Below are 12,030 nucleotides of genomic sequence, written 5' to 3' on the forward strand. Positions count from 1 at the left end.
GTTTCGTTGCCTCTGCGGATGCGTAACCCGTTCAAATATTTCAAGACGTCGCACGAGATCATCCGCCTCGCGGTGATGATGTTTGTCCGCTTTCCACTCTCGCTACGGAACGTCGAAGATTTGCTCCACGAACGCGGCATCGACATTACCCACGAGACGGTCCGCTTTTGGCGGAATCGGTTCAGTCCGCTCTTCGCGAGGTCGATCCGAAAAGGGCGCGTTCAGAACGCGAATTCCTCGACCTGGACCTGGCATCTGGATGAGGTTTTCGTGAAGATCAACGGTGAAACCCGCTATCTATGGCGGGCCGTTGATCACGAAGGCGAGGTGCTTGAGGCGTACGTTACTAAACGCCGGGACCGCAAGGCAGCGTTGAAGTTTCTGCGCAAAGCGATGAAGCGTTACGGCCGACCCGAGATGATCGTCACCGATTAACTTCCGTCCTACGAGTCCGCGTTTCGCGAGCTTGGTATGATCCCTCGTCAGGAGACCGGCAGGTGGCTCAATAACCGGGCTGAAAACTCGCATCAGCCATTGCGGCGACGAGAGAAAATCATGAACCGGTTCCGTTCCTGCAAGTAGTGGCTCGCATCCATTTGGGGTGCGGGGTGCGTGCAAGCGGTGAGCAGCGTGAAAGCACATGCTGCGAGTGCGCGGGTAGAAGATTTCATGGTAACGCGGAACCTTGTTAAGGCGTCGCGCCGGATTCCCACGCCGCAGCGGCTTCTCTCAGCGGGCGCTTTCAATCCGCCGGCGACATTGCACGCCTAAGCCACTCTTTTTTACGCATTGAGCTGATACCTCAATCAATACATTTCTAATGTCCAATCATCCTAGACACATGCCCAGGCCAATGAAACATCCAAATCCGCCAACTGGCGCTTTTGCTGCGGTGATTGCTCGGTGGACTGCTCCCCGCAAAGTGGCCCGTTTTGTGAGTTAGGGTTTGGCTCCAACTGAGGAGTTCGAAAATGGGCCGCAAGACTTACAAGGCCGAGGAGATCATCGCGCATTTGCGGGAGGTTGAGGTACGCCAGAGCCAGGGCGAGAGCATCGCTGCGGCTGTGAAGGCCATTGGGGTTACCGACCAGGGCAGTGTCAGAGGAACTTGGCCTTGAGCGCAAGGTAGTGGTTTCGTAGCCTCCGCAGATGCGTAACCCGTTCAAGTATTTCAAAACATCGCCCGAGATCATTCGTCTTGCGGTGATGATGTATATCCGCTTCCCGCTATCGCTGCGCAACGTCGAAGACCTGCTTCACGAACGTGGCATCGATCTAACGCATGAGACAGTTCGATTTTGGTGGAACCGGTTCGGTCCACTCTTCGCGAAGTCGATCCGGAAGCAGCGCGTCCAGAACACGAACTATTCAAACTGGACCTGGCATCTCGACGAGGTTTTCGTGAAGATAAACGGTGAGCTTCACTACCTGTGGCGCGCTGTGGATCACGAAGGGGAAGTGCTCGAAGCGTACGTCACCAAACGACGAGATCGCAAGGCAGCGCTGAAGTTTCTGCGCAATGCGATGAAGCGTTACGGTCGACCCGAGATGATCGTCACCGATAAACTTCCGTCCTACAAGTCCGCGTTTCGCGAGCTTGGTGTGATCCATCGCCAGGAGACCGGGAGGTGGCTCAACAACAGGGCCGAAAACTCACATCAACCCTTGCGGCGGCGAGAAAAAACCATGACGCGGTTCAGGTCGATGCGAAGTCTTCAAAAGTTCGCCGCCGTCCAGTCCTCCATCCACAACCACTTCAATCTCGAACGCCATTTCCACCGCCGTGAAGAATTCAAGGAAAACCGTACTCAAGCCCTGGCCGAATGGCGTCAACTCGCGGCCTGAGTTAGGCTCGACCCCGGTCTTTCGAGACCGATCCGTTTTCGTCTGACAGCACCGCCACTTTCTTCCGGAAATTGGAAAACTTGCCTGTCGTACCGGAGTCGTGCACTTGGCGATTGGTCAGCAGACGATCTTTTTCCAGACCTCAAACAGATTTCTGCGGCTCTGGTCATCCGGGTGTACACCGGCCTGAACCACCATCCCGCGGAGAAGATAGACCGTGAGCTCAACGAGGTCTGCAGCGCCGGGGCCGTATGGGTCTCCGAGAACCCGCATGGCCGTCACTGCCGTCTGATCGGTTTCCCGCACGGCCGAACGAAGGACCGTGTCCGTGCGCGATGCGACCATGACCTCCATCCAGGAGATCAAAAGGTTGCCTTCAAAGCAGGCCCCCCAGAGGAAGTCGAAAACGTCTTCAAGGTGTTGGTCTGTCCGGTTAGGCTTGTTTGTTGCGATATCAATATCCTTTTGATATCGGGCAACAATTTCTTGAACAGCAGCGATCAGCAATCTGTCCTTGGTTGGAAAGTGATGCGTCTGTGCGCCACGGGAAACTCCCGCCCGTTTACAGATCTTCTGGGTGCTCGCATTGGCCCACCCTTCCTCTGCAATAACTTCAAGAGTCGCTTCCAGTAGGCGCGCGCGCATCGCGTCCGTGCGTTGACCCTGTGTCGGGCGTATCCGTTCAGTGGCAGGTGTCATTGAACTTATCCTGATTGACTCCAATTAACATACAAACCATCCTGTATGTTGATTGGAGTGGCAACCGCCTATTTGCGCGAGGTATGCACATCATGACGGACAGAGATATCGATAGGCCGGCTGGGCCGGACGGTAGTCCAACCCCGTCACTTCAGGACATCTACTCACATGACAAGATCGCTCCGCCGGACCATATGCGCGAGGAATCCCGGGTCGATATGGGAAATGACGACATTCCCGTCGAGCGATATTATTCCAAGGCGTTTCACGACCTCGAGATCGAGAAAGTTTGGCGCAAGGCGTGGCAATGGGCGTGCCGTCTAGAAGACATTCCAAACGTTGGCGACCACATTGTCTACAATATCGCTCACGATTCACTGATTGTCGTTCGGACCGGTGTTGGAAAGGATGACATCCGTGCCTTTGTGAATTCTTGCCTGCACCGCGGAACCATGCTCCGCAAAGAAGGCGGCTGTGTGAAGCAGTTCCGCTGCCCGTTCCATGGCTTCACTTGGAATCTTGACGGCACGCTGAAAGAGGTTCCCGGTGCCTGGGACTTCAAGCATATCGACTGGAAAGATTTCAGCCTGCCTGAAGCGCGAGTCGATACCTGGGGTGGGTTTGTATTCATCAATTTCGATCATGAGGCAGAGGACTTGCTCTCCTACCTCGAAATTCTACCGGAACATTTCGAGAGCTTCGATCTGGAGAACCGTTACAAGGCCATCCATGTCGCGAAGGTCATGCCGTGTAACTGGAAGCTTTGTGCTGAAGCTTTCGTCGAGGCATACCACGTGCCTTTCGCCCACCCTCAGTCATTGCCCTACTATGGTGACAGCAACACCCAATACGATACCTGGCCCGGGGTGCGTCACATCAATCGGATGATCAGTGCGCAGGGTGTGCCGAGCCCTTCGCTTGGCGCCAATTTCGACCCGGAGAAAACACGTACACTGATGGAGCGCGATACGCCGTTCTATAAATCTGCGGAGCCAGTCGTGAGCGGTCAGACGCCGCGTGAACGGTTTGCCGAAATCGCGCGCAAGAAAATCTCGAAATCATCCGGTCGTGACGTTTCCGGAGTTTCCGATGCTGTTGCGCTGGACCTTATCCAATATTCGGTGTTCCCGAATTTTGTTCAGTTTGGAGGCATTGGCCTCTCTGCTGGATATCGTTTCCGCCCGTACGGAGACGACCCGGAGCGCTCGATCATGGAGATGTTTTTCCTGTTCCCCAAGGCCGAGGATGGGTCGCACCCAACACCGCCGGGCATTGTATGGCTCACCGAGGAGCAACCATGGTCGACCGTCGAGGCGATGGGATCGGCGGCAATGGTTGTGGATCAGGATACAGATAATCTGATGCGCATTCAAAAGGGTTTGCGTACCAGCCGCAAGCCCGGCGCAACGCTGGCGACATATCAAGAAAGCCGTATTCGGCACTTCCACAGGACCCTGGACGCCTACATTGCGGCAGAGTGAATGACGAGCGATTCTGAACCAAACCTTCCCCACGAACACCTCATGACGCTTCGGCTTGATGTTGATGCTTCCGGGGCAGCGAGGATCGGTATGACCCCATCCGGTCAACGCACAATCGCACCGGTAACCGGTGGCGTTTTTGAGGGTGACCGACTGCACGGCGTGGTGCTTCCCGGCGGAGCGGACTGGGTCCGCATCCGCGCTGATGGAGCCATGATGATTGACGTTCGATTGACCCTGCAGACCGATGACGGCGCGTTGATCTACCTCACTTATCAGGGCCGCTTCATTGGGGCGACGGGGGTGATGAGCCAGCTTGCCCTGGGCGAGGCCCTGGAACCCGGCAGCTATTCGCTGGTGACCATCGCGAAATTCGAAAGCGGTGACGAGAGATACAATTGGCTGAATGACGTCATTGCGGTTGGGATCGGCGAACAGTGCGGCTTCAATCCTGTCTACACGATCTTCGAGGTTGGATGAGACCGGCGAGGCCAGTCACCGAACAACAGGCAACTGATTGTGACCTATGATTCCAACGGAAAAACCGCGATTGTAACTGGCGCGAGCCGCGGTATCGGCGCTGCCATCGCCCGAACTCTCGCTGAGGATGGCGCTCGGATCATTCTGGTGACGCGGAGTGAAGAGCGCTTGCGCGCGCTTGCGAACAGCCTGCTGGATGAAGCCGCTTTTGTTTGACCGGATTTTTCGAGGCCGGACAGCTGGGAACACGTCACCAAGGCGGCTCTGGACATCTCGCCGACGGTCAATCTCCTGATCAATAATGCCGGGACGATTTCGCAGGAGCCCGTGAAACGTCTGACCGAGAAAGCCGTCGACGGCATGCTGGCGATCAACGTCCGCAATCTGATGATGTTGACCCACGCGCTTACACCGGCGCTGATCCAGACGTGGGGCTCAATCGTGAATATCAGCGCCGTCGCAGCATATGGTGGTACCATCGGCCAGACCGCGTATGCAGCTTCCAAGCGAGCAGTGAACGCCTTCACGCGTAATACTTCGATCGATCTCGGCCGTTACGGCGTTCGAGTAAATGCTGTCGTGCCTGGGCCGGTTGATGGTGGCATGTGGGACGCCGCATTTGCTGCGGGTGTAGACCGGGCACAGGTCATGGCCAGGATGAAGCACCTGATACCCTTGGAGGGACGTTGGGCAAGGGAACAAGATGTAGCCAACGCGGTCGCTTGGCTCGCCTCGGAAAAGCCCGGCTGCATCACTGGCCAAGTCTTGCGTGTCGATGGCGGCATGCTCTCATAATGGCAGTGTGGGGCGAAACTGGCCCCAAGCCTGAAACGGCGGATGGTGGGCTGTCAGACTGATCCTGCTGCAATCAGGTTTGGCTCCAAGGAAAAACCGGGGCTCACATCCATTAAACAAACCGGGCCAGACACGATTAACCGCCCCACCCGACAACAGTTCGCGACCTTGATCCGAGGCGTCCCGCGTCTGTCGAGACCGTTCCGCGCTAGTCTGACGCTGCCGCCATTATTTTCCTGAAATACGAACGCGCGCCCGAGCCTCGGAATTCCGGCGGCGATTGCGTGGCTTAGCGTTGGCAGCCCGGAGCGAAGTCAGCTTTGTTTTCGCCTGGCAGAGTGACTGGGGTTCATTTCGCCTACCTCTACCGCTTGTCTTTTGACGCCGGCTTTAGGAGGGTTATCGGAAGCGTCTTAGCGCCAAAATCGTTGGGTATTTTGATGATGAGATTTGCAACACTGATATCGGCGACGTGTTTCGCCGTAATGTTGGCGTCTGGCTCAGTGGCGCATGCGCGTGCTGTCCAGACCGACACCGTGGTCCTGCCTGAATTACAGGCTTAGGAAGGGCAGCGCTTACGGTACAGAATAGAGGAGTACATCCGGCAACCCGATGCGGATTGAGCTTATTCTGGAATTGTCACGTTTGATCTACTGCGGGTTGGTCCTGACGAGATCCTGATTCGAACCACGACAATCTATGCGCAGAGTACCAATGAGCACGAGATATTGGGGTCCACTTGGCCTGTTCTGGTCGCTGACTCTGTAGGGGTTTCCTATCAAACCCTGCATAGCCGTGCAGGTACTGGATTATCTGTCACAGAGTACTCAGATTTCGCCCGTTTCGGCTGATTACAGAGAACGAGATTGCTGGATTGGGCAGAGCGCTACGCCGTAGAGCAGCAGCTCGATCCGGCAAGAGCCCGGCAGTTTGTTCAAAACTTTTCAGAAGACCTTCAGTTTCTCGAAGACATCAATTCCCGGACTGCCGAGCGCTTAATTCTAGAGGAAAGCGATCTGTTATTCGTCGGGGCTGCGCGGGAATACTCGCTCTCGGGCAGTGTGACAGGATTCAGTTTTCGCTACATCGAACCCTTAGAGGGCAATCTTGCAATGCTCAACGCTCTATCGGTTCAAGAGATAAATCGAGCCGAGGGGTATGTCGTAATTCTGTTTGAGCAATCCCCCCGCGAAAGCGCGGGTTCCGGTGTCATGGAGACGTCCCGGGACTACTATACCCGGCGCTATGGCTCTCTCGAACACCCAGAGGCCATCGCCGGGCTGGCGCTCATGGAAACCCTGCAAGCAACGCGCTCAGGAACGATCACCTACGACCTGAGAACCGGCTGGCCTATTCGGGGTGAGGTTACTTCGATTTTGGCCCTCGGCACAAACAGGACCGAGCACACTATCCGCTTCGATCAGACGGAGTACCGGCTACCGGGCAGTACCAGATAAGAATATCTAGGCTCTGGCGTAACCGGTTCGGGCAGATGTTCGCCACCGTTTGCATAAACACCCCGACCGCTTTGCGGCCGAGGTGTATCTTTTGACGTCGCCGAAAGGCGCGCCGTTTCAGGCCGTGTTCGGTGCTTGGCGGCAATTGCGGCGGCCTTGGTGGTCGCGGCTGTAGGCCAGAGCCGCGAGTGTGCCGATCACAAGCTCTACGGCCAGTGCAATCTGCACGCTGATGTCGGGCGTACCGTCGAGGCTCCAGCTAATCAGCCGACCGGTCGCAAAAGCGAAGAAGACCGCGATGGCGATCATCCTGGCCGCGGCGAACCACTCCGATCGCACAATCCCGGCCAACATCAACAGGCCTAGAGCGGCGAGGTTGGCACCCGGTGCGCGGAGCTCACTCAAGAGGTTGGGGTTGGCCTCTAGGGCGATGCCGTAGCTGGCATAGAATGCGTTCGGAGCCAGGCTGATCGCGGCGCCAATCATAAGGGCGGTTAGGCCCGCGATGCCGAGAATGAGTTTTTGATACCAGGTCGTGGTCATGATGGGCTTCCTTTCGTTTGACAGGTTGGGCGACGCCGGTGCGTCTGGGGTGCGCCACGCGCCGGCGGCGGCTTCTCGTTTGGCGAAGTCTGCGAAGTCACGCGGGGGGCGGCCAATCGCGCGCTCAACGCCACCCGTTACATGCGCATTGCGGCCATCGAAGGTTTCGCGGGCAATGGCTGTGACGATGTCGGCGAACTGCTGTCCGGCCGCGCTTTCGAGCTCTGCGTGGAATTCTTCGAACGTTATGGGAAGGTGCTGGATCGTGCGCCCCGTCGCTTCGGAAAGAGCTTGCGCAATCTCGTTGAAGCTCATGAGGCGCGGGCCGGTTAGCTCGTAAATCTGACCCGCATGACGGTCCTCGGTCAGTGCGGCGGCAGCAACGTCGGCGAGGTCATCCAAATCGATGATCGGCTCGCGAATGTCGCCGCCCGGCATGGGCACAAAACCGGACATCACAGCATCGCGCAGTGAGCCTTCAGAGAAGTTCTGCGCAAACCAGGATGACCGCAAAATTGTGGCGCTAGGGCAAATCCGCTGAAGGATGGCTTCACCTTGCAGGGCATGGGGTTCGCCGCGCCCCGTCAACATCACCACGCGCTTCACGCCAGCCGCCGCGACCGCTTCGGCGAAGCTGGACAATGTCTCAAGCGCGCCGGGGAAGGCAAAATCTGGCTGGAAGCAGATATAGACGGCGCCCGCCCCTTCAAGCGGACCGGACCAAGTGTCAGGCCGATCCCAGTCGAATGGCGTGGCACTCGAGCGCGAGCCCGGACGAACCTCGTGCCCGCGTCCTTTCAGCCGCGATATGATGCGTGAGCCGGTCTTGCCGGTCGCTCCGGTAACGAGAATAGGCTGGGATTGCATGCTGACTCTCCATCGCAATTAAGACTGCGATGAGGTAGCGGCCTATTCCGGTTTCGGTATTGGCATGGCGCGCCAGTGCTTTGACATCTGGCGCCAATCCTAGGGGCCGGCCGTGACTTGCCGGTAGCTCGCAGGTGTCTGACCGCTCAAGCGCTTGAAGGCGCGGGTGAACGTGCTCTGTTCGGAATACCCTGTGAGGAAGGCGATCTCAGCCAGGGCGTAGTCTGTCTGCCGGAGCAAGCGCTCGGCGAGGCGACGGCGCGTAAGTTCAACCAGGTCCTGATAGACGTGGCCATCGTCGGAGAGCCGCCGCTGTAGCGTGCGCGCGCTCATACCGAGCCGGGAAGCCACATCACTTATTGCCGGTACGCCCTCGCTGAGAGCCCGCGAGATCTCCGAACACACCTTCTGATCAAGCCGGCTGTCATCGACAAACTCCGCAAGTTCTTTGTCGAGATGGGTCTCGAAAAACTTCGACAATCCCTCATCTCCAAGGCGATTGCCGACGCGTAGGTCATCCTCCGTCACTTCAAACCCGTCGCGGTCTGTGCCGAAGTGCAATGGGCACCGGAAGTGGCGTTGATAAGCGTCGAGACTGGCCGGGCGCTCGTGGGAAAAGAAGACGGCGGCCGGAGTGAACGCCTTGGCGCTGACTTCGCGACACAAGGCCGTCCCCGCCGACACGGCGAGTTCGTTGGTCATGCGCTGGCCGAGGCGCGTGTTCTCGCCTGGATCAATCGCCATAAATGTGGTCTTGCCACGCGGCTCAACGCGGTAATTGGCGACGCTGGTAACGACCATTCCGAAGCGCTCGACCCGATTGAATGAACCCAGCAAATCCGGCGCCGCCTTAAATGCGAGCCCGAAGGGGCCGTAATCGTCGCATTGCATCCGCGCGCCGAGGCGCACACCAAGTGATCGACCGTCGGGCTCTTCTTGAGCGAGGTTTTCGAGAATGTCGAAGAAATCAGCGGCGGGTATGGTGCGCGGCTGGTCGCCGATTGGCTGGTACATCAGGCCGGCGCGCTCAAACATGGCCTGAGCGCGCGTCTTGCCCGTGGGCGTGTCCGGCACCAATAACGGGGCCAATTTGCGAACGAACATCGACGAGATGTGATCCATGCCGCAAATCTAGGGATGTTGCGCTCAGGCGCAAAGCCCCGCCTCAGATCGTTACCTTCCTCGCTCCGTGATAGCGGATACTCCGTTTCTGCTTGATGCCGCCAATTGCCTACTGGAAGGGCGGCTCGAACCGGGCGGCATACCCGCTGGCTTCCAGGATGCCGACCGGATCTTCCAGGTGAAGCAAGGCCCGGATCGCGGCGTGTTTGTCCTCGGCCTGCGCGACATAGGCCTCGCTGATGCGCCGTCCGATCCAGTACCCCATCTCGTGCGGCCAGCCGTCCGGGGCGCTGCGATAATTGGCTAGCCAGCGTTGGACATGTGCCATGGCTTCCGGGGTCGGACTGCGCATATCCAACCCGTTGGCTGCAGCCTCGATCAGAGCGGCGCGATCAATCTGGAATTCGGCCCAGAGCTCAGCCTCGCGTTCGTGGGCCCAGCTGTCGCGTTCCGGCGAGGGCGGCAGGCCAGTGACCAGGCTGGCGATGTAGTCCGGGACACCCTCCCAGAGACTGGCCACGAGGAGCGGGTCGATCTCCAGCACGGCCATGTCCTGGGTCTGGAGCGTGTGGATCGTCTCATGAGCGAAGAACATGCGGTATGCTGCCCGGATATCTTCCGGTGTCTGTGCGACGGCGCAGATTACTTCCAGTCCTAGAACCTGGGCTCCCGGTCCCGCAGTCCCGCCGGAATTGCCGGCCCCGAATACGACATGGATTTCTGGCAGCTCATACTCGGGCAGCAGTCCGGCCAGCCCCAGATAGATAGCGCGCAGATCATTATTTGACGCCTCGGCCAAGGGCAGGCAGACATCGATCGCTCGGCGGTATTGTTCCGGATTGGCGGCGATGAATTCTGCCAGCCGTTCGGCGCTCCCGATCCGGCCCGGTGTGAAGATTTCAACGCCGCGTCCTGCGCCATCAAGATATCCGGCCTGCAAGGCCTGCGCAGTGGGGGCACCGGCGTGTGCCTCGAACACATCGACAAACCGGTGGGCATCGCGGCTGTCGATGCGAGCATCGAGCGGATCGACGCCCTGGGCTTGAACCGCGGTAGTTGTCGCGAGCATGGCCAAGCTTGTCGCGGAGAGAATGGCACGTGCCAGCGAGGTCTTTCGCATAAGTATCTCTTTTTTGTCTTCTTCTAGGAACGGCCAGACCTAACACCACACTGTTGGTAAGGCATGGGGGACCTGCGTCGGGGTGATCCCCGGTCCAGCGATAGGTACTCGAGCCGGCTCTGTTGCCGTGAGTTAGAGCCGCTGCGGTCTTCACGCTGAACGCGGTGATCATACTGCATGTGAAGACGCGGTTTTTGAGACAGGGTCTGGTCTGAAGGCCCCGCTAGTCCGGCAGCTTTATAAAGCCATGTCCGAATATCGTATCGAAACCATCTGCGCCGAGATCCTCTGCGCCGGATTGTAATTGCGCGACGGCAGCTTCCGGCTCCACGCCGAGTTCGATCAGCACCGCCAGGGCTGCACTTACGAAAGGGGCGGCCAGCGAGGTGCCGGAGGAGGTGGTGTAGGCGCCGCCGGCGCGGGCATGGGTGATGAGCACGCCCGGGGCCGCGAAATCAACATGCTGACCATGGCCTGCTAGCCGGTAAACCTGCATTCGCCGGTTGACCGCCGTCACGCCGATCACCTCGTCATAGGCGGCCGGGTAGAGCGGGGGGGCGACCGGGCCGTCATTGCCGATCGCGGCGACGGCATGGATGCCTGCGTTGCGGGCGCGGGAGATGGCTTCCCGCAGGATCGGGTTTTCCGGACCGGTGAGGCTGAAATTGATGACCTGGACCTGGTTTTCCATCATCCAGTCGATGGCCTGAACGAGGCCGAACGTGGTCGCCATGTCTCCGGATCGAGTGGTGTCGAAGAATGCCGAGGCGGCGAACACTTCGGCACCGGGCAGCAGACCGGTATAGTTTTCGTCCTGGCCGACGAGGATTGAGACGATCGATGTGCCGTGTGATTGCGGCCGGTTAAGCCCGGGATAGGTAACAAAGTCCTGGGTCTGGATTCTGGCAGCGCTCAGGGAGGGATGATCAAGCGCGATCGCTGTGTCGATGACGCCGATTTTGGGGGCGGCGGTGAGGCTGGCGGGGCCGAAGCGGAGCAGATCCTGTGGCATGCGCCCGTAGGAGGCGGCCTGGTCGGTCCCGTAAATATGGTTGTGAGCAATGAGGGCTTGAGGAGCAATTTCGAGAATAATCGCCTGTGCAGCCGGCAGGCTCATTCCGTCGGGAGACACGGCGCGTATCAGAACGCGTTCCAGCTCACCCAAAGGCTCGATGTCGCGGAGGTCAAAACCGGTCTGGCTCAGGCCCGTCAGTGCGACTTCATCTGTCAGAATGATCCATTCATTGAGGATGAACCGGTCGCCATCCTCTTCAAAACCAATCTCGAACGTGTCGAAATTGTCTGCGTCGTCCAATCCATCATCGGGATCCGAGGCCAACATGTTGTCCTCCTCTACCGGCTCATCGGTCGTGCCGTCCTCTTCTTCTCCCTCTTCTTCCCCTTCTTCTTCTTCTGGCGCTTCTTCAGCGGTTTCCGGCTCAAACAGGTCGACATCAAGGGCATCCTCGGACAACTCCGCAAGGCCGAACCCGGTCATGGATTCCTCCTCGGCCTCTTCCTCCTCGGCCTCTTCCTCCTCGGCCTCTTCCTCCTCGGCCTCTTCCTCCTCGGCCTCTTCCTCCTCGGCCTCTTCCTCCTCGGCCTCTTCCTCCTCGGCCTC

Annotated in this window: 10 protein-coding genes and 2 pseudogenes; 7 read left to right on the forward strand and 5 right to left on the reverse strand. The window is 58.5% G+C overall.

The window, feature by feature from the left end; genetic code table 11:
- Positions 1-12 precede the first annotated feature (12 nt).
- The 3 genes and pseudogenes from Q1V57_RS10960 to Q1V57_RS10970 all read left to right on the forward strand — a co-directional run bounded on the left by Q1V57_RS10960 (position 13) and on the right by Q1V57_RS10970 (position 1,845).
- A pseudogene (locus tag Q1V57_RS10960) lies at positions 13-582 on the forward strand (IS6 family transposase).
- Between the two features lie 389 nt (positions 583-971).
- Complete coding sequence (locus Q1V57_RS10965) at positions 972-1,118, forward strand: hypothetical protein (protein WP_300530557.1); 147 nt, start codon at positions 972-974, stop codon at positions 1,116-1,118.
- Positions 1,119-1,149: 31 nt separating this feature from the next.
- Positions 1,150-1,845, forward strand: a complete 696-nt coding sequence (locus tag Q1V57_RS10970) for an IS6 family transposase (RefSeq protein ID WP_300530559.1) — start codon at positions 1,150-1,152, stop codon at positions 1,843-1,845.
- Positions 1,846-1,962: 117 nt separating this feature from the next.
- Here Q1V57_RS10970 and Q1V57_RS10975 read toward each other — a convergent pair whose 3' ends face one another.
- Positions 1,963-2,544, reverse strand: coding sequence for a TetR/AcrR family transcriptional regulator (locus Q1V57_RS10975; protein WP_300530562.1), 582 nt, complete (start codon positions 2,542-2,544; stop codon positions 1,963-1,965).
- 92 nt (positions 2,545-2,636) lie between these two features.
- On the opposite strand from Q1V57_RS10975, the gene Q1V57_RS10980 reads away from it, so the two are divergent.
- The 4 genes and pseudogenes from Q1V57_RS10980 to Q1V57_RS10995 all read left to right on the forward strand — a co-directional run bounded on the left by Q1V57_RS10980 (position 2,637) and on the right by Q1V57_RS10995 (position 6,757).
- Complete coding sequence (locus Q1V57_RS10980; protein WP_300530565.1) at positions 2,637-4,025, forward strand: aromatic ring-hydroxylating dioxygenase subunit alpha; 1,389 nt, start codon at positions 2,637-2,639, stop codon at positions 4,023-4,025.
- Between the two features lie 42 nt (positions 4,026-4,067).
- Positions 4,068-4,505 carry a DUF3237 domain-containing protein gene (locus Q1V57_RS10985; protein WP_300530567.1) on the forward strand — a complete coding sequence of 146 codons (438 nt, stop codon included), beginning with the start codon at positions 4,068-4,070 and terminating at the stop codon, positions 4,503-4,505.
- Between the two features lie 39 nt (positions 4,506-4,544).
- Positions 4,545-5,300, forward strand: a pseudogene (locus Q1V57_RS10990) (SDR family oxidoreductase).
- A gap of 866 nt (positions 5,301-6,166) precedes the next feature.
- On the forward strand, positions 6,167-6,757 hold the full coding sequence (locus tag Q1V57_RS10995; protein WP_300530569.1) for a hypothetical protein: 591 nt from the start codon (positions 6,167-6,169) through the stop codon (positions 6,755-6,757).
- 117 nt (positions 6,758-6,874) lie between these two features.
- Here the strand turns inward: Q1V57_RS10995 and Q1V57_RS11000 are convergent, their stop codons facing one another.
- The 4 genes from Q1V57_RS11000 to Q1V57_RS11015 form a co-directional block, all read right to left on the reverse strand.
- On the reverse strand, positions 6,875-8,167 hold the full coding sequence (locus Q1V57_RS11000) for a DUF4345 family protein (protein ID WP_300530572.1): 1,293 nt from the start codon (positions 8,165-8,167) through the stop codon (positions 6,875-6,877).
- A 99-nt stretch (positions 8,168-8,266) separates the two neighbouring features.
- Positions 8,267-9,289, reverse strand: coding sequence for an AraC family transcriptional regulator (locus tag Q1V57_RS11005; protein WP_300530574.1), 1,023 nt, complete (start codon positions 9,287-9,289; stop codon positions 8,267-8,269).
- Positions 9,290-9,398: 109 nt separating this feature from the next.
- Positions 9,399-10,409, reverse strand: coding sequence for a hypothetical protein (locus Q1V57_RS11010; protein ID WP_300530575.1), 1,011 nt, complete (start codon positions 10,407-10,409; stop codon positions 9,399-9,401).
- A gap of 223 nt (positions 10,410-10,632) precedes the next feature.
- A partial coding sequence (locus Q1V57_RS11015) for a S8 family serine peptidase (protein WP_300530578.1) occupies positions 10,633-12,030 on the reverse strand: 1,398 nt, incomplete at its 5' end.

It is taken from the genome of Maricaulis sp., assembly GCF_030149425.1.
GTDB lineage: Bacteria > Pseudomonadota > Alphaproteobacteria > Caulobacterales > Maricaulaceae > Maricaulis.